Here is an 18,371-nt window from a genome sequence, read left to right as displayed (position 1 = left end):
TGGACCGGATCTGAGTCCGGAAATTTAGCATTTTCCGCCATTTCAGGCGGATGAGGGAAGGGAGCGCGGACGTGAAGGCAGTCTTCAAGCGTCTCATGACTATGGCCGGTGCGGCGGCAACTTTTGCTGGAGTGTCGACAGCGGCCCTGGCAGCGGAATCCGGCATCAAGGAATGGCAGTTGGGCTTTCAGGCCTCTGTCACCGATGTGATGGACGACATTACCTGGTTCAACGGGTTCACCCTGGTGATCATTACCGTGATCACCCTGTTCGTGCTGGCGCTGCTGATCGTCTGCATGACCCGCTTCAGCGCGAAGTCGAACCCGGTTCCGTCCAGAACCTCGCACAACACCATGATCGAAGTGGTCTGGACGGTTGCTCCGATCCTGATTCTGGTCGTGATCGCGATCCCGTCTTTCCGCCTGCTCTACAAGCAGCTGGACATTCCCGAATACGAGATGACCGTCAAGGCGACCGGGTACCAGTGGTACTGGGGCTATGAGTACACCGATGAGAACATGGGTGAGCTCTCCTTCGACTCCATCATGGTCAAGGACGACGAGCGCCAGGCTGTTGCAGACGCTCGCGGCGTGACGCTGAACGAAGTTCCGCGCCTTCTGTCCGTTGACTACGACCTCGTCATTCCGGTCGACACGACGGTTCGCGTCCAGGTGACTTCCGAAGACGTGATTCACTCCTTCGCGATGCCGTCCTTCGGCGTCAAGGTCGATGCCATTCCGGGCCGCCTGAACGAGACCTGGTTCCACGCTCGCGAGGAAGGCGTCTACTACGGTCAGTGTTCCGAACTGTGCGGCAAGGATCACGCTTTCATGCCGATCGCTATCCGTGTGGTTTCCAAGGATCAGTTCCAGACCTGGTCGACTGCCGCTCAGGACGATCTGGACACTGCAAACCAGCAGCTCCTGGCTTCGATCGCCGATACCAAGAAGCTGGCTGCCGCAGGCAAGCTTGAAGAGATCTCTGTCGCCGCGAAATAATGCGGCGGCGATCCTGTTTGGCGATGCGCGCGATGTCATGCAGCGCCGCTGAGAAAGTCTGAAAGAGGGAGCCCAAAATGGCTGCGACCGAAGCACATGCGGCACATGGCCATCCGACCGGATGGCGCCGCTGGGTCTATTCGACCAACCACAAGGACATCGGTATCATGTACCTGATGTTCGCTATCATGGCAGGTATCGTTGGCGGCGCGCTCAGCGTCGGCATGCGGATGGAACTTCAGGAACCGGGGATGCAGTTCTTCGGCGATCCGCACCTGTTCAACGTGTTCACCACCGCTCACGGCCTGATCATGATCTTCTTCATGGTGATGCCGGCCATGATCGGCGGCTACGCCAACTACTTCGTGCCGATCATGATCGGTGCGCCGGACATGGCGTTCCCGCGGATGAACAACATTTCCTTTTGGCTGCTTCCGCCGGCCTTCCTGCTGCTGCTTCTCTCCCTCTTCGTTGAAGGTCCTCCGGGCTCCAACGGTGTCGGTGGTGGCTGGACCATCTATCCGCCGCTGTCCACTTCCGGTCAGCCCGGACCGGCGATGGATCTGGCGATCCTGGCCCTGCACATCGCAGGTGCATCCTCGATCCTCGGTGCCATCAACTTCATCACGACCATCTTCAACATGCGCGCGCCGGGCATGACCCTGCACAAGATGCCGCTGTTTGCCTGGTCCGTGCTGATCACCGCGTTCCTGCTGCTGCTGTCCCTGCCGGTTCTGGCTGGTGCCATCACCATGCTGCTGACCGACCGTAACTTCGGCACCACGTTCTTTGCGCCTGCCGGTGGCGGTGACCCGATCCTGTTCCAGCACCTGTTCTGGTTCTTCGGTCATCCGGAAGTGTACATCCTGATCCTGCCGGGCTTCGGCATCATCAGCCACATCATTTCCACTTTCTCGCGCAAGCCGATCTTCGGTTACCTGGGCATGGCCTACGCCATGGTCGCCATCGGCGTCGTCGGCTTCATCGTGTGGGCGCACCACATGTACACTGTCGGCATGTCTTCCGAGACGCAGGCCTACTTCGTGGCTGCCACCATGGTGATCGCGGTTCCCACTGGCGTGAAGATCTTCTCCTGGATCGCCACCATGTGGGGCGGCTCCATCGAGTTCCGCACGCCAATGGTCTGGGCAATCGGCTTCATCTTCCTGTTCACCGTTGGTGGTGTGACGGGTGTGCAGCTCGCCAACGCCGGTCTTGACCGTTCGTTCCACGACACCTACTACGTGGTTGCTCACTTCCACTACGTGCTGTCGCTGGGTGCCGTGTTCGCAATCTTCGCGGCCTGGTACTACTGGTTCCCGAAAATGTTCGGCTACATGTACAACGAGACGATCGGCAAGGCCCATTTCTGGATCACCTTCGTGGGCGTGAACCTGGTGTTCTTCCCGCAGCACTTCCTGGGTCTGAACGGCATGCCGCGCCGCTATGTCGACTATCCGGATGCGTTTGCCGGCTGGAACTTCGTTTCCTCCATCGGCTCCTACATCTCGGCCTTTGCGGTTCTGGTGTTCCTCTTCGGCATCGTCGAAGCGTTCTCCAAGAAGCGCGTCGTCGGCAACAACCCGTGGGGCGAAGGCGCAACGACCCTGGAGTGGACCCTGTCTTCTCCTCCGCCGTTCCACCAGTTCGAGACCCTGCCGCGCATCAAGTAATTCGCGGAGGGAGGTTCGCCTCCCGGTCAAGATCAGCACCGCGCCGGTTGCCGGCGCGGTGCTCCCTTTCAAGAAAACTGCCGGGCCATGTGCACCCGGATGCGCGATCCCTGGATCGCGGAAGAAAACAAGAATTCAAAGGACGCGCCTATGTCGCTCGTTGAGCGCCAGGATATGATGAGCCAGGAAACCGCTGTCTGGGACGGTGGCATGGGATCGGTGAGCGACTATGTGGCGCTCCTGAAGCCGCGTGTGATGTCTCTGGTCATCTTCACCGCTTTTGTCGGCCTGATGCTGGCACCAGGCTCCGTGCATCCAGTGCTGGGCGTTGTCGCGATCCTGTGCATTGCCATCGGAGCGGGCGCTTCCGGCGCGCTCAACATGTGGTACGACGCCGACATCGACGAAGTCATGACGCGCACCCGCAAGCGGCCGATCCCGGCCGGCAAGGTCACGCGTGAGGAAGCGCTTGCCTTCGGTGTGACGCTGTCCATCGGTTCGGTTGTGCTACTCGGCCTTCTGGTCAACTGGTTTGCCGGTGCGTTCCTGGCCTTCACCATCTTCTTTTACGTGATCGTCTATACGATGTGGCTGAAGCGTTCGACGCCGCAGAACATCGTTATCGGCGGCGCAGCCGGGGCATTTCCTCCGATGATCGGCTGGGCAGCCGTTACCGGAAGTGTAAGCCTGGAAAGCTTCGTGCTCTTCCTGATCATCTTCATGTGGACACCGCCGCACTTCTGGGCGCTGGCACTGGTCAAGAACGGCGACTATCAGGCCGCCAAGATACCGATGCTGCCAGTTGTCGCCGGCGAGACCGTGACACGGCATCATATTCTTGCCTACGCCATCCTGCTCGCACCTATCGGTGTCGCGCCTTATCTGCTTGGCTTTGCAAGCCCCGTCTACGGCATTGCATCCGCTCTTCTGAGTGCCATCTTCGTCGGCCTTTCCTTTGACGTCTGGCGCAAGCGCGAGGGCGATCCGGCGAAGGCCGCGTGCTGGCGTCTGTTCAAGTTTTCAATCTTTTACCTGTTCATGCTGTTTGCCCTGCTTCTGGGCGAGAGCCTGATTGCAGGAGTGTGACGTGATGGCCAAGGAAGAGCAGGGCATTGCGCTCACCGAAGAGCAGAAGAAGAAGCGCCGGTCGCGGTCGATTGCAATCGCCTGCGTGCTCGGCGGCCTCGTCGTGCTGTTCTATGTCGTGACCATCGTCAAACTGGGCCCCGGTATCCTGGACCGGGCGCTTTGAGGGAGATCGTGTGAGCAACGGACAAGACACTTCAAACCTGTCACGCAGCAACCGCAAGGTCGCGGTGGTTTGCGCTGGCGTGTTCATGTTCATGGTCGGGGCGGCCTATGCCGCCGTGCCGCTCTACAATCTTTTCTGCCGTGTCACCGGGTTTGGTGGCACCACGCAGGTTGCCACGGCTGAAAGCGACGTGATCATCGACCGCAAGATCACCGTGCGCTTCGACGGCAACGTCAATCACGAGCTGCCCTGGAAATTCAAACCGGTGCAGCGTTCGGTCACTCTCCAGATGGGCGAAACCGCTCAACTGGAATATGTGGCAACCAACACAGGTTCCGGCAGGACCGTCGGCACGTCGACTTTCAACGTGTCGCCGCCGACGGCCGGAGCCTATTTCAACAAGCTGCAATGCTTCTGCTTTACCGAGCAGGCGCTGGAAAGCGGCGAGACTGTTCAGATGCCGGTCGTTTTCTTCGTCGACCCGGAAATGGACAAGGATCCTGAGCTGAAACACGTGAAGGAAATCACTTTGTCCTACACCTTCTTCCCGGTAGAAGAACCGGAACGTCCTGTTGCAGCAAAGGCCGAGAAGGCCGCAGCTGAAACAAAATTCGAGTGATTGGCGCATCCGCGCTTGAAATGACTGTCTTTGGGGAGCTTGCCGATGGCTGAGGCACATACCAAAAACCACGATTACCACTTGGTCGATCCGAGTCCGTGGCCGTTCATCGCATCCGTCGGTGCATTCGTCATGGCACTGGGTGCCATCGGCTTCATGAAATATGCACAGGGCACGGAGTTCGTGCTGCTTGGCCTGGATCTCACCGGCTGGGGCCTGTTCGCTATCGGGCTGCTGATCGTCCTTTATGTGATGTTCGGCTGGTGGCGCGACACCGTTCGCGAATCTGCTCAGGGTCACCACACCCGGGTGGTCTCGCTGCATCTTCGCTACGGCATGCTGCTGTTCATCGCTTCTGAAGTGATGTTCTTCGTTGCATGGTTCTGGGCCTACTTCGATGCATCGCTGTTCACCAGCGAAGCCATTCAGTTTGCCCGTGTCGAGGCAACTGGCGGTCACTGGCCGCCTGCCGGCATCGAAACATTCGATCCCTGGCACCTGCCGCTGCTCAACACCCTGATCCTGCTGTGCTCCGGCACCACGGTCACCTGGGCACACCATGCGCTGCTGCATAATGACCGCGATGGCCTGAAGTGGGGCCTGACCCTTACGGTTCTGCTGGGTGTTCTCTTCACCGTCTGCCAGGTCTACGAATACATGCACGCTGCGTTCGATTTCGGCGGCAACATCTACGGCGCGACCTTCTTCATGGCGACCGGTTTCCACGGTTTCCACGTTATCGTCGGCACCATCTTCCTGGCCGTCTGTCTGTTCCGGGCACTGGCTGGTCAGTTCACCGTCGAGAAGCACTTCGGTTTCGAAGCCGCCGCATGGTACTGGCACTTCGTTGACGTCGTCTGGCTGTTCCTGTTCGTCTCCATCTACATTTGGGGCGCAGGCACACCGGCAGCTCACTAGGATCGCGCCAAACCGGCACGAGCAACGCCCGATCCGGCCACCGGATCGGGCGTTTTCATTTCAGCTGAGGCTTGAGGCACATCATGGAAGACAAGGCGCATTTTCCACCGGTCAATCCGGTTTCCGCAGGCCTGTCGGGCAAGTGTCCGCGTTGCGGCCAGGGGAAGCTCTTCGACGGTTTCCTGAGCGTCAAGAAATCCTGCATGGCCTGCGGGCTCGACTACTCTTTCGCCGACAGTGGTGACGGCCCGGCGGTCTTTGTCATCATGATCGTCGGGTTTATCGTGGTCGGTCTGGTGCTCTTCGTCGAACTCTCCTACCAGCCGCCGATCTGGGTACACCTGGTCCTCTGGCTACCGCTGACGATCCTGCTGGCCGGTGGAGTGCTTCGACCGCTGAAAGGCCTCATGATCGCACTTCAGTTCCGGCACAAGGCCGCCGAAGGCCAACTGGACACCGGCAAGGACGACAATTGACCGGGCGGGTCCCGGGAAGACAATCCCATGCGTAAACTCGTTATTCCGACACTCGCCGCCATCGCGGCTCTGGTGGTTCTGCTCAATCTCGGTTTCTGGCAACTCGACCGCCTGGCCTGGAAAGAAAACCTCATCGAACAGGTGGAAGCCGGTGTTTCGACCCCGCCGGAAACAGCACCCGAACTAGCAGCCTGGGGCGACCTTGGACCTTCCGACGATTATAGCCATGTCAGGCTCACCGGACGTTTCCTGGAAGGGGCGGTCTTCTATTACACCGCGCTGACTGATCCGGTCGGGCCAGTAAGTGGGCCTGGGGTGATGGTTTATGCACCTTTCGAAACGGATCAGCAGTGGGTCGTTCTGGTCAACCGCGGCTTCCTGCCACAAGGGCTCGACAAGGCTTCGCGCGACAAGGCAATCATGCCGCCTGATGGTGCCTGGGAGCTGACCGGACTTTTGCGGCTGAGTGAAAAACCGAACTGGACAACGCCGGAACCCGGTCGGGATGATCGTATCTGGTTCGCACGTGATACGGATGCCATGGCAGCAGAACTGGGTCTCGATCCCGCCAGGCTGGCTCCCTTCAGCATAGATCTTGACGCTTCCTTCACGCCGCCGTCCGGTCTGCCGCAGGCGGGGGAGACCATCGTACATTTCAAGAACGACCACCTCGGCTATGCGCTGACCTGGTTCGGTCTGGCGGCAACGCTGATCGGTGTCTACCTGACTTACGCGGCAAGTATCCTTTGGCCGCGCAACCGGCAGGCGGGTGAAAGGTCGACCAAGTAGGTAGTGCTTGTGGCCTCGTGACACGAAGGAACGTGGCCCCGGAGGGGCAGGAGAACCCAGGCTCTCGGTCGTCGTCGCGGCCAAGCGAAGCGCGAGCCGCGATCGGGAAGCCACTGCTTCACTTTTGTCGGCAGGTTGGTTGAAAAGCCCTCGGCTCTCCAGTCACCGATCTCCGCGTTGCTGCGTCCGGGACAATCTGCTGAGAGGGGGCGATCAAAAAAGGGCCCCGCAGGGCCCTTCTTCAATTCTCTTGCAAGCTTGCAAACAGCTTAGCCGAGTGCTTCCAGAATTGCGGCGGCACCGGACTTTACGGCTTCGCCCGGAGCGTCTTCAATCGCCAGGAAGGTGATCACGCCATCCTTGGCAATCAGCGCGAAACGCTGTGAGCGCAGGTGACCGAAGATCGGTGCCGGCCCGAGGCCGAGGCCTGCGGCTTCGACAAATCCGGCAGCCGTGTCGGACAGGAATGTGATGCTGTCGCCGGCGCTGGAGGCTTTCTTCCAGGCGTCCATGACGAAGACGTCGTTCACGGACAGGACAGCAATGGTGTCGACACCCTTGTTCTTCAGCGTTTCCGCATGCTCGATGAAGCCCGGCAGGTGGTTCATGTGGCAGGTCGGGGTGAAGGCACCGGGCACGCCGAACAGCACAACGGTTTTGCCGGATGTCAGCTCGCCGGTCGATATTTCGCCGGGGCCGTCCGCGGTCATGGTGTTGAATGTTGCCTCAGGAAGACGATCCCCAACAGAAAGTGTCATAGTGAATATCCCTTGATTGACCGGCTGCGGCGAAACGGCAGCCCCGCGACACAGATAGGGCTTTGTTGGCCATCCGTCGAGGGAAGTTGAGGCAAAAGCGGTTCGATAGACAGACCGGCAGGAGGCAGTTTCTATTTCACCCAGGCCGGATCAATGGGAAACAGCTGCTCGACCGCCCGACCGCCCGCAGTCAGCACAAGGCGCAGATCGGCGTCGGTCTCAGTTGTGTTCATGCCTTTGAGTGGCAAGCGCCAGAGCGTCTTTTCACCGCCTTGGTCGGCAGGTTTAGGCAGGCCGATATAGGAGCCTTCGGGAGCTGCTGCAAAAAGATCCGGCGTGGTGTCTTCAGGCGCCTGGACCTCGATCTCCACTGCATCGCCCGATGCCGACAGGGCTATCGCACTTATCTTCAGATCCGCGGACGGCTGCTTGGCAGGCACGGCCTCGAGGTCTCGTAGGATCAGTGTCTGGGCAAGGCTGTCGGTCTGGTCATCCGGGGTCAGATCAAGCGTCAGGGAGGCCTCTCCGGGAACGCAGATCTCGTTGCAGATACCAAAGAAAACATCCAGGGAAAGCGTCACGGCTTGACCGGGATTTTCAGGTTCGACCCGCAGAGGCAGAACAATGCCATTGTGATAGACGATTGATTCAGAAAAGCCGTCGTCATAGCGCTCCGGCGCAGGATAGAGCACCTCGGTGGTCTTGATGTTTGCGCTTCCGGTCGTATCGATCTGGGGCGGAATTCCGGCTTCGCCAGGATAGCGCCAATAGGTGTGCCAGCCCGGTTCCAGAAGGAACTCCAGACCGGCTTCATAATGGCCGTCCTTCATGGGGCCTGAGGCGATCAGCCTGACGGCGCCTCCCTGAACTTCCGTCCAGCCGGTCATGGCGGCATGGGCGGGTGAAGCAAAAACAAAAAGGGTGAGCGCAAGGGCAAGGACAGAGCGTTTCATGCCTTCTTTGCTACACGAGTTTCAGGCAAGCGTCATCGGCCAGACTGGGCAATCCAGGTCATATCCTTGTGACGCTGAAGTGAGCCGGTTGCCATTCGGCGAGCACAAACAGACATTAACAAAGCCCGGCAAAGGGGCTATGCTTTCCCTTGGGCAGAGAGCGTCAACAGAAAACGAGGTACGCATGGCCGGATCCGCAGCAACAGATTCCCTTGAAGGTCAGTTTCTGATTGCGATGCCGGGCATGTCAGACAGCCGGTTCGAACATTCCGTGATTTATCTGTGCTCTCATTCGGACCAGGGCGCAATGGGCCTCGTGGTGAACCAGGTGGCCCGCCATCTGTCACTGGAAGAGCTTCTGATTCAACTCGATATCGTCAACGACGATGGTGCCATCCGCCTGCCGTCGAAAGTCCGCGACATGAGCGTCCACAAGGGTGGCCCGGTAGAGGTCGAACGCGGCTTCGTGCTGCATAGCGACGATTTCATGCTGAACCAGTCGACCCTTGCCATTGATAACGGCATCTGCCTGACGGCAACACTGGAGATCCTGCGGGCGCTTGCGCAAGGGACCGGCCCCACCCAGGCCATGCTGGCCCTCGGGTATGCGGGCTGGGCTCCGGGGCAGCTTGAAAACGAAATCCAGGCCAATGGGTGGCTGACGGCTCCGGCCGATCCGGACATCCTGTTCGATCAGGCCTCCGACAAGAAATGGCATCGCGCGCTCGCCAGCATGGGTATCGACCCCGCCATGCTTTATGCCGATGCGGGGCACGCCTGACGGCGCTGACGTCACGGCCGGTTTCGCAAAACTTGTCTCTCCACGGTCATCATTTTAGCCAAAAGCGACTTGCGCTTGAATGTTATGGCGCGTAAGTCGCATCAATGGCATGGTTTGTTTCAAATCTGCCGGAATTCAAGTAGGCTGATCCTTCTCGCATCAGAGGTCTGGCAAACAGGCAGGGGACGCGGGCGTCCCGCGACAAACAAAGCAAGAGGAACGTTGCGCGGTGAAATACATCAGTACGCGTGGTGAAGCACCAGTTCTGGAATTTTCCGATGTCCTGCTACAGGGGCTCGCACGCGACGGCGGACTTTATTTACCCGAAACCTGGCCGCAATTTGATGCCGACACCATCGCGTCTTTCGCCGGTAAGCCCTATCAGGATGTTGCCTTCGAGGTTATTTCGCCCTTCGTGGCCGGCGCCATTCCCGAAGACGATCTGAAGTCCATGATTGCAGAAGCCTATGATGGCTTCCGCCACCCGGCCGTGACGCCGCTTGTCCAGACCGGACCGAACACTTTCATCCTTGAACTCTTCCACGGCCCGACGCTGGCGTTCAAGGACGTCGCGATGCAGCTGCTTGGCCGGATGATGGACTATGTCCTGACCGAGCGCGGCTTGCGCGCGACCATTGTCGGCGCAACATCCGGAGACACAGGCGGCGCAGCCATCGAGGCCTTCCGCGGGCGCGAGCGCACCGATATCTTCATCCTGTTTCCCGACGGACGCGTTTCCAGCGTGCAGCGCCGCCAGATGACGACCCCGGCGGAAAAGAACGCTCATGCCCTGGCACTAAACGGCGACTTTGATGATTGCCAGGCCATCGTCAAAGGCATGTTCAACCATTTCTCCTTCCGCGACAGGGTTGCCCTTTCCGGCGTCAATTCGATCAACTGGGCGCGGATCCTGGCGCAGATCGTCTATTATTTCGTCGCAGGCGCTGCCCTTGGCGCGCCGCATCGCAAGATCTCCTTCACGGTGCCGACCGGCAACTTCGGTGATATTTTCGCCGGCTATGCCGCCATGCAGATGGGGCTTCCCGTCGAGAAGCTGGTGGTGGCGACCAATGTCAATGACATCCTGGCGCGGACACTCAAGACCGGGCGTTATGAAAAGCGCGGCGTGACGCCGACCATTTCTCCGTCCATGGACATCCAGGTGTCCTCCAATTTCGAGCGGCTTCTGGCGGAGGTCTGCGGACGCGATGGCGCGGCAGTCCGGCGCATGATGAACCAGTTGAGCCAGTCCGGCAGTTTCGAGATCGAGGAAGGTCCGCTCCGCGCCATGCGCGCGGTCTTCGGCGCAGGCCGTTGCAACGAGGACGAAACGGCATCGACCATTGCCGAACTGTGGAACGAGGCAGGCTATTTGCTGGACCCGCACACGGCAATCGGTGTCCATGTGGCGAAAGACCATGATAACGGCGAGACACCGATGGTGGTGTTGGGCACGGCGCATCCGGCCAAATTCCCGGATGCGGTGGAAAGGGCTTCAGGAAACCGGCCGGAGCTGCCGGAAAACCTGAAGGATATGATGACTGCGGAGGAGCGCCAGCAGGTTCTGGCGGCGGATCAGGGCGTGGTGGAGCGATACATCGAAGATCACGCCCGGGCCGTTACTGCTGGGGTGTGAGCATATGAAAGTACAAACAACAATCCTCGATAACGGGATGACGGTCGTCACCGACCAGATGCCTCATCTGAAAACGGCGGCTCTTGGCGTGTGGGTGCGAACCGGATCCCGCGCGGAGAATGTGCATCAGAACGGGATAACCCATCTTCTGGAGCATATGGCCTTCAAGGGCACCAAGACCCGCACGGCGCGTGGCATCGCAGAAGAGATCGAGGCCGTCGGTGGTGAGCTGAACGCTTCCACAAGCATCGAACACACCAATTACTACGCGCGTATCCTGGCTGAGGACACGCCGCTTGCGGTCGATATTCTCGCTGACATCCTGCAGAATTCCACATTCGATGCCCAGGAGCTGACGCGCGAACAACATGTGATCCTTCAGGAAATAGGCGCGGCAAACGACTCCCCTGACGATCAGGCTTTCGATCTGTTCCAGGAAACCGCCTGGCCGGACCAGGCCATCGGACGGCCGATCCTCGGAACGCCGGAAACGGTGCAGGGGTTCAACCGCGACGCGCTCAACGCCTATCTCGCCGATCGCTACCGGGCACCCGACATGGTGCTGGCCGCTGCCGGCGCGGTTGATCATGAAGAGCTTGTCGCTCTTGCCCGCGAGAAGTTCGGTGGTTTCAACTCCGAGCCTGCAGCTCCCGAATCCGAAGCACGCTACCGCGGCGGCGAAACCCTTCGGCCGAAGGAACTGATGGAAGCACAGGTTCTGATCGGTTTCGAAGGCCGGCCCTACAAGTCCAAGGACTATTACGCCATCCAGATCCTGGCATCGGTCCTGGGCGGTGGCATGTCCTCGCGCCTGTTCCAGGAAATCCGCGAGAAGCACGGCCTTTGCTACGCCATCTACAGCTTCCACTGGGCGTTTTCCGATACCGGACTGTTCGGCCTGCATGCGGCCACCAGCCAGGAAGACCTGGCGGCCCTGATGCCGATGATCGTGGACGAGCTGATCGCCGCCACCCAGACGATCACCGACGAGGAAGTCGCCCGCTCCAGGGCGCAGATCCGCGCGGGACTGATGATGGCGCTGGAAAGCCCGGCAGCCCGCGCCGGACAGATTGCCCGTCAGATCCTCGTGCACAACCGCGTGCTCGATCCGGACGAGATTTCCTCGAAGATCGAAGCGGTGACGGCTGCCGACATCCGCAGGGTCGCGCACGAGACTTTCGTGGGCACGGTGCCGACCCTGACTGCGATCGGGCCGGTTGACGGTATCATGACTGCGGACGAACTCGCAGGACGGCTTCAGCAAAGCCCGGTCCTGCGGGCCGCATCCATGTAAGTCGGACAGAACAAGGCGGAGAGTGGGGCATGGCGCTGTTACGGCCGGGAGCAACACCTGACGCCGAACTCCTGATCGAGGCCGGCGGTTATTATCTTCGCCCGCCGATCATGTACGACTTCAAGCCCTGGGTGGAACTTCGCGGCGAAAGCCGGGCCTTCCTGAAACCCTGGGAACCGCTCTGGCCGTCCGATGACCTCACCCGAACCGGCTTTCGCCGCCGCTTGCGCCGCTATTCGAAGGACCGCAAGGAAGGGCGCAGCCTGTCGTTCCTTCTGTTTCGCGCGCGCAGCAACGAGATCCTCGGCGGACTGACACTCAGTAATATCCGCAGGGGTGTCAGCCAGACTGCGACACTTGGCTACTGGATGGGCGAGCGGCACGCCGGAAAAGGACATATGTCCTCGGCTGTCGCCATGATCTTGCCGTTTTGTTTCGACGTGTTGAACCTTCATCGTATTGAAGCGGCATGTCTGCCAACGAACATGCCGTCCATCCGTCTGCTCGAAAATGCCGGGTTCCACCGGGAAGGCTACGCACGCAACTATCTGTTAATTAACGGGACCTGGCAGGATCATCTTCTGTTTGCCTGTTTGGCGGAAGACCATGCGTCGCGACCTGAAAAGGTGGCACCGAGCGTCGAGGGAATCTTGAAAGAATTCTTGTGACATGCGCCACAACCCGGTACTTCTTCGCCCCATGTCGATTGTGATACCGGATCCGAAAACAAGCGTGATCAGAAACCTTGTCATTGCTCTGACGTTGTTTGCAACGTTGCTTGCCACCCTGCCTGCGCGGGCGCTGGAGCCGATCCCTGTTCCGATCGACGTCGAAGCACTGGACATCACCAATTCCGTCGACTTGCATCGCGAAGCCGGCACCCGGCTGCAGGTGTCGACCGCACCGGGTGCGGACGGCATCGTGCGCCGTATCGAGGTTCCCTCCCGCGATGGTACCAACACCAACTGGGCGGTGTTTGCGCTGGCCAACACCAGCGATGAACAGATCGACCGCCTGATCGTTGCACCAAATTACAAGCTGGTCGGCTCCGACCTCTTCTGGCCGGATCTCGGTTCCTCGCGCATTCTGGCGATCACACCGAGCCAGGGCATCGCTCCCGAACGTCAGAAAAGCCTTGAGGCAGACGTCTTCCTGGTCACGCTCGACCCGGGGTCGATCGTCACCTTCGTCGCGGAAATGACGACGCCGAACCTGCCGGAAATCCGGATCTGGGAACCGGACGTCTACGAGGAAACCGTCAACGCCTACACGCTCTACCGTGGCATCATTCTGGGCATTTCCGGCCTGCTGGCCCTGTTCCTCACCATCTTGTTCGTGGTCAAGGGCACGGTCATGTTTCCGGCCACCGCGGCACTTGCCTGGTCGGTGCTGGCCTATCTGTGCATCGATTTCGGCTTCTGGGGCATGGTGTTCAATCTGGAGGGCGGCGGCAGCCAGCTTGCGCGCGCCTGCGCCGAGGTCATGCTCGCGGCCAGCTTGATCATCTTCCTGTACGCCTACCTGAACCTCAACCGCTGGAACATTCATTATTCCCATCTGGCGCTCACGACGCTGATCCTGATCCTGGGTCTGCTTGGTGTTGCCGTTTGGGATCCTTCGATTGCAGCCGGCATCGCCCGTCTTGCGCTGGCCATCATTGGCTTGCTCGGGTTCGTCACCATCGCGGTGCTGGCCTTCCAGCACTATGACCGCGCCATCCTGCTGATCCCGACCTGGTGCCTGCTGATGGCCTGGCTGGTCGGGGCGGCGATGACCGTAACCGGATATCTGTCCAACGACATCGTCCAGCCCGCGCTCGGTGGTGGTCTGGTTCTCATCGTGCTGCTGATCGGCTTCACGGTGATGCAGCACGCTTTTGCCGGCGGCGCGATCGCGCAGGGGCTTATCTCCGATGTCGAACGCAAGGCACTCGCCCTGACCGGCGCCGGTGACATCATCTGGGACTGGGACATCGACCGCGACCGCATCTACACGGGCAACGAGGTTGAAGATCTGCTCAACCTGAAGCGTGGCACCCTGGAAGGGCCTGCGCGCGACTGGCTGGACATCCTGCATCCCCAGGACCGTGACCGGTTCCGGGCGACGCTCGACGCGGTCATCGATCAGCGTCGCGGCAAGGTAACCCAAACCTTCCGTCTGCGCTCAGAAGACGGTCACTTCCGCTGGTTCCGCCTGCGGGCCCGGCCGATCATCGGATCGGACGGCGAGGTGATCCGCTGCGTGGGCACGCTTCTGGACGTGACCGAGGAACGCACGGCGGAAGAACGCCTTCTGCACGATGCCGTCCACGACAATCTGACCGGTCTGCCGAACCGCGAACTCTTCGTCGACCGCTTGCGCACCAGCGTCATCCGGTCGCGTGCGGAAGAAACCTCCAAGCCGACCTTGCTCGTGCTCAATCTTGATCGCTTCAAGCAGGTCAACGACAGCATTGGCCTGTCTGCCGGCGACAGCATTCTCTTGACGGTGGCGCGTCGTCTCGGCCGACTGATCGGCCAGCAGGATACGCTGGGACGTCTTTCCGGCGACCAGTATGGCCTTGTTCTCCTGTCCGAGCAGGAGCCGGACCGGATTGTTGCGCTGGCGGATTCGCTGCGCAAGGCGGTCCGCGCACCGATCACCTTCGGCGACCGGGAGATCTTTCTGACCTGTTCCGTCGGCATTGCCTTCTTCGAAGGGGGCAAACAGGCGGTCGAGGACATGGTCACCAATGCGGAGATCGCCCTCAATCACGCCAAGCGCCTGGGCGGCGATCGCCAGGAAGTGTTCCGTCCGATCTTGCGTCCGCTCGACAAGAACATCGTCGACCTGGAAGCCGACCTGCGCGAAGCGATCAAGAAAGAAACGCTGGGTGTCTACTTCCAGCCGATCATCCGGTTGGAAGACCAGGCGGTTGCCGGCTTCGAAGTGCTGGCACGCTGGAACCACGCCAAGCGCGGCAAGATTTCACCTTCGGAATTCATTCCCGTCGCAGAGCAGTCCGGTCTCATCAACGAACTGGGCATCTATATGCTCGACAAGGGCGCACAGCAGCTGGCGTTCTGGCAACGCGAGTTCCCGATGCAGCAGCCTCTGTTCGCTTCGGTGAATCTCTCGTCGCGTCAGCTGTTGAAACAGGACCTGATCAACGATGTGAAGGCCGTTCTGTCGAGAACATCGCTGGCACCGGGAACCTTGAAGCTGGAACTGACGGAATCACTCGTCATGTCCAACCCGGAATATTCCGCCAAGGTGCTCGAGCGCCTTCGCGGGCTGGGGGCAGGCCTGTCCCTCGACGACTTCGGCACCGGCCATTCATCGTTGTCCTATCTTCAGCGGTTTCCGTTCGACACGATCAAGATCGACCAGTCCTTCGTCAAACCCAACGGGTCTTCCGCCCGGCCGGTCCTGCTCAGGACAATCGTCGCCATGGGGCATGACCTTGGCATGTCTGTCGTTGCCGAAGGAGCGGAGAGCGAGAACGATGCGCTGGAGCTCTACCAGCTCGGCTGCGAATACGCTCAAGGCTTCTACTTCGGCGAGGCCGTTACGGCAGCGGAAGCCACCAAGATCCTGCGCAAGATGCCGGCGGAAGCCGAAACGGCCTGACATTGGCCGGCATCTATCGTGCCGGCTGATCTTGCGTCAGGGGCTCTGACAGCAGTTTCCCACACACTCCGTCATGCCATGGCTCGACCATGGCATCCACGCCGTGCGCTATCCAGCCGCAAGGGCTTAGGGTTCGCTGAGATCAGGAATTGGATTGCAGGGGCAAGCCTTGCAATGGCAAAGGGAGTAGATGTAGTTGGGGCTGGAAGGCGAGGAGGCGATGCCGCGCCGTTTCCGCGTCAAGGTGCCAGGATGGGCACGGTCTTGTCGGTTTGCCGGATTTCCAGCGGCGTTGCACCGAAGGGATCGCCGTCCACCTGTGCAGCCACGGCACCTGTTGCCAGAATGGAAGCCGTTTTGAACGGGCGCACCAAAGCGCCCTTGGCCTTGTGGATGCGGCCCATCAAGAGCGCGACGCCGTAGCAGAAGGACGACCAGGGGTCGTCCCTTTCCAGAACCAGCATATGCAAGCCGGGATCGGTCGCCCCGCCGGGGCAAATGACAAAGGGGCCGCCATAGTGGCGGGCGTTGCTGGCTACCGCGAGTTTGCCGGTCAGCTCTTCACCGTCCAGGATAACTTTCAGCGAGGCGCTCTTGCGTTTGAAACCGGTCCGCAGCGCCGTGATGACATAGGCGAGCTTGCCAAGGCGCCGCTTCAGGGAAAGCGGCACGGCGTGAACGACTTCGGCATCGAACCCGGCGGAGGCCATCAGTACAAAAGGCCTGCCGTTGGCAAGGCCATAGTGCAACTGCCTGGTCTTGCCGCGTCGGATCAGCTCGGCAATTGCCTTTGCATTGCGCGGGAGGCCAAGTTCAAGGGCAAGCACATTGGCGGTGCCGAAGGGAATGATGCCCAGTTGCGGCGGGGCAGGGTGGTTCTGAAATCCGGTCAGGGCCTCGTTGACGGAGCCGTCTCCGCCGGCGACCACCAGCGTCTGCACAGGCAGCGAGGGATCCGCGCAGATGTCGCCGATCTCGCCTGCACGTCTCGTCAACCGGATCTCGGTCTTGCATCCGAGATCTTCCAGGCGATTGCGCACGTCATCCAGAAATTCGGCGCTATAGCCACCCGAGGTCGGGTTGGCCACGATCAGAACCTTTCCGGCCATATCCGGAACCATTGTGCGCACTGCTGCTGCGCCGGACCACCAGAAAAGTCTCACTCAAAATCCTCTGCTCATCAGACAGGATTCGTTTTTTCGCCGCTCTTATACGGGGCCATTCCGCCGCGCGCCAGTTCGTCTGCGCGTTCATTGTCCGGATGGCCGGCATGTCCCTTGACCCAGTGCCAGGTAACGTCATGACGTTCCCTTGCGGCGTCAAGAGCTTGCCAGAGATCGGCATTCTTTACCGGCTTGTTGGCGGCCGTGCGCCAATTCTTGCGCTTCCAGCCGTACATCCATTCCTTGATGCCGCTGCGCACGTATGTGCTGTCGGTATAAAGGTCGACCGCACAAGGGCGCTTGAGGGCATTCAGCGCCTCAATGGCGGCCATCAGCTCCATACGGTTGTTGGTGGTTTCCGACTCGCCGCCGGAAAGCTCTTTCTCATGCTCCCCGAACCGCAGGATGACACCCCAGCCGCCCGGGCCAGGATTGCCGGAACAAGCGCCGTCCGTATAGATCGTGACCCGGTTGTTGTTCTCCGTCATCGCTCCAACCCGTAGGCCTGCGTGGAGGAAATGCTCTGATGGAAGCGGAGCTTCTTCAGATATTCCAGCGGATCCTTCGGCGTAACCAGCGCACCTTCCGGCACGCTTAGCCAGTCATAGAGCCGTGTCAGCAGGAAACGCAGGGCCGCGCCCCGGCAAAGGGTCGGCAAGGCATTGTATTCAGCCTCGCTCAACGGTCGCACGGCGGCATAGCCCTTGAGCAGGGCCTTTGCCTTGGTCACGTTGAACGACATGTCCTGCTCGAAGCACCATGCGTTGAGACAGATGGCAATGTCATAGGCAAAGGCATCGTTGCAGGCGAAATAGAAATCGATCAGCCCGGAAAGCTCGTTGCCCAGAAAGAACACGTTGTCGGGAAACAGATCCGCATGAATCACCCCGCCCGGAAGGTCCCTGGGCCAGACCTTTTCCACGTGGTCCAGCTCGCTGGCGATCTCTGCACCGAGACCGGGATGAACCGTATCGCTGCGCTCCCCGCATTGATCGAACAGGGGCCGCCAGCCGCTGACGTCGAGCGCGTTCTTGCGGAACCCGTCGTAATCGGCGCCGTCGAGGTGCAACTCTGCCATGGCCCGGCCCAGCTCGGCGCAATGATCCACTTTGGGCCGCTTGACCCACATGCCGTCCAGAAAGGTGACCAGCGCGGCCGGTCGGCCGGCGAGTGTGCCCAGAAGTTCGCCGTCCCTCGAAGGGACCGGCGTCGGACAGGAAAGGCCCTTTGCGGCCAGATGCTGCAGTAGGTTCAGAAAATAAGGCAGATCTTCCGGGTTCACGCGCTTTTCGTACAGCGTCAGGATGTAGGACGCCTTGTCCGTGTGGACCAGGAAGTTGCTGTTCTCGACACCTTCGGCAATGCCCTTGAATGACAACAGACGTCCGACATCGTAGCTGCCGATGAAGTCGTTCAGTTCCTCATCGGTTACTTCGGTATAAACAGCCATGG

General features: G+C 60.1%; 18 protein-coding genes. 13 read left to right on the top strand and 5 right to left on the bottom strand.

Annotated features, from left to right (window positions below):
• Positions 1-50 precede the first annotated feature (50 nt).
• The 8 genes from coxB (at position 51) to ACYQ6M_RS19430 (ending at position 6,725) form a co-directional block, all read left to right on the top strand.
• A complete protein-coding gene (coxB, locus tag ACYQ6M_RS19465) occupies positions 51-998 on the top strand; it encodes a cytochrome c oxidase subunit II (RefSeq protein ID WP_023002024.1) in 948 nt (315 codons plus the stop codon).
• A 77-nt stretch (positions 999-1,075) separates the two neighbouring features.
• Positions 1,076-2,671 carry a cytochrome c oxidase subunit I gene (gene ctaD, locus ACYQ6M_RS19460; protein WP_023002023.1) on the top strand — a complete coding sequence of 532 codons (1,596 nt, stop codon included), beginning with the start codon at positions 1,076-1,078 and terminating at the stop codon, positions 2,669-2,671.
• A gap of 150 nt (positions 2,672-2,821) precedes the next feature.
• On the top strand, positions 2,822-3,757 hold the full coding sequence (locus tag ACYQ6M_RS19455) for a heme o synthase (RefSeq protein ID WP_031269734.1): 936 nt from the start codon (positions 2,822-2,824) through the stop codon (positions 3,755-3,757).
• Positions 3,758-3,761: 4 nt separating this feature from the next.
• Positions 3,762-3,923, top strand: coding sequence for a hypothetical protein (locus ACYQ6M_RS19450; RefSeq protein ID WP_023002021.1), 162 nt, complete (start codon positions 3,762-3,764; stop codon positions 3,921-3,923).
• Positions 3,924-3,933: 10 nt separating this feature from the next.
• Entirely contained in the window at positions 3,934-4,542 is a 609-nt protein-coding gene (locus ACYQ6M_RS19445; RefSeq protein ID WP_023002020.1) for a cytochrome c oxidase assembly protein, read from the top strand.
• A gap of 45 nt (positions 4,543-4,587) precedes the next feature.
• Complete coding sequence (locus ACYQ6M_RS19440; RefSeq protein ID WP_023002019.1) at positions 4,588-5,460, top strand: cytochrome c oxidase subunit 3; 873 nt, start codon at positions 4,588-4,590, stop codon at positions 5,458-5,460.
• A gap of 80 nt (positions 5,461-5,540) precedes the next feature.
• Complete coding sequence (locus ACYQ6M_RS19435) at positions 5,541-5,936, top strand: DUF983 domain-containing protein (RefSeq protein ID WP_031269732.1); 396 nt, start codon at positions 5,541-5,543, stop codon at positions 5,934-5,936.
• A gap of 27 nt (positions 5,937-5,963) precedes the next feature.
• Positions 5,964-6,725, top strand: a complete 762-nt coding sequence (locus tag ACYQ6M_RS19430) for an SURF1 family protein (protein WP_460075077.1) — start codon at positions 5,964-5,966, stop codon at positions 6,723-6,725.
• A 269-nt stretch (positions 6,726-6,994) separates the two neighbouring features.
• Here ACYQ6M_RS19430 and ACYQ6M_RS19425 read toward each other — a convergent pair whose 3' ends face one another.
• Together ACYQ6M_RS19425 and ACYQ6M_RS19420 are read right to left on the bottom strand one after the other, a co-directional pair.
• Positions 6,995-7,483, bottom strand: coding sequence for a peroxiredoxin (locus tag ACYQ6M_RS19425; RefSeq protein ID WP_055657820.1), 489 nt, complete (start codon positions 7,481-7,483; stop codon positions 6,995-6,997).
• Between the two features lie 131 nt (positions 7,484-7,614).
• Positions 7,615-8,436, bottom strand: coding sequence for a protein-disulfide reductase DsbD domain-containing protein (locus tag ACYQ6M_RS19420; protein ID WP_460075075.1), 822 nt, complete (start codon positions 8,434-8,436; stop codon positions 7,615-7,617).
• A 184-nt stretch (positions 8,437-8,620) separates the two neighbouring features.
• Here ACYQ6M_RS19420 and ACYQ6M_RS19415 point away from each other — a divergent pair, with 184 nt between their 5' ends.
• The 5 genes from ACYQ6M_RS19415 (at position 8,621) to ACYQ6M_RS19395 (ending at position 15,756) form a co-directional block, all read left to right on the top strand.
• Complete coding sequence (locus tag ACYQ6M_RS19415) at positions 8,621-9,217, top strand: YqgE/AlgH family protein (RefSeq protein ID WP_023002014.1); 597 nt, start codon at positions 8,621-8,623, stop codon at positions 9,215-9,217.
• Positions 9,218-9,446: 229 nt separating this feature from the next.
• Positions 9,447-10,853, top strand: coding sequence for a threonine synthase (thrC, locus tag ACYQ6M_RS19410; protein WP_460075073.1), 1,407 nt, complete (start codon positions 9,447-9,449; stop codon positions 10,851-10,853).
• Positions 10,854-10,857: 4 nt separating this feature from the next.
• Positions 10,858-12,147, top strand: a complete 1,290-nt coding sequence (locus tag ACYQ6M_RS19405) for a M16 family metallopeptidase (protein ID WP_031269731.1) — start codon at positions 10,858-10,860, stop codon at positions 12,145-12,147.
• A 29-nt stretch (positions 12,148-12,176) separates the two neighbouring features.
• Positions 12,177-12,815, top strand: coding sequence for a GNAT family N-acetyltransferase (locus ACYQ6M_RS19400; RefSeq protein WP_460075071.1), 639 nt, complete (start codon positions 12,177-12,179; stop codon positions 12,813-12,815).
• A 31-nt stretch (positions 12,816-12,846) separates the two neighbouring features.
• On the top strand, positions 12,847-15,756 hold the full coding sequence (locus tag ACYQ6M_RS19395) for an EAL domain-containing protein (RefSeq protein ID WP_023002010.1): 2,910 nt from the start codon (positions 12,847-12,849) through the stop codon (positions 15,754-15,756).
• A gap of 239 nt (positions 15,757-15,995) precedes the next feature.
• Here ACYQ6M_RS19395 and ACYQ6M_RS19390 read toward each other — a convergent pair whose 3' ends face one another.
• The 3 genes from ACYQ6M_RS19390 to thrB are packed head-to-tail and all read right to left on the bottom strand — an operon-like array spanning position 15,996 to position 18,369.
• The gene (locus ACYQ6M_RS19390) at positions 15,996-16,919 is read right to left on the bottom strand and encodes a diacylglycerol/lipid kinase family protein (protein WP_208984429.1); all 924 of its coding nucleotides are present in this window, start codon (positions 16,917-16,919) and stop codon (positions 15,996-15,998) included.
• 17 nt (positions 16,920-16,936) lie between these two features.
• A complete protein-coding gene (rnhA, locus tag ACYQ6M_RS19385) occupies positions 16,937-17,407 on the bottom strand; it encodes a ribonuclease HI (RefSeq protein ID WP_055657829.1) in 471 nt (156 codons plus the stop codon).
• Positions 17,404-18,369: a homoserine kinase gene (thrB, locus tag ACYQ6M_RS19380; RefSeq protein WP_460075069.1), complete on the bottom strand. Its 966-nt coding sequence runs from the start codon at positions 18,367-18,369 to the stop codon at positions 17,404-17,406. The genes rnhA and thrB overlap by 4 nt, the downstream gene beginning before the upstream one ends.
• Between the last annotated feature and the right edge of the window lie 2 nt (positions 18,370-18,371).

It is taken from the genome of Roseibium sp. ROS1, assembly GCF_054658215.1.
This window is presented reverse-complemented; position numbering and strand designations above follow the sequence as displayed.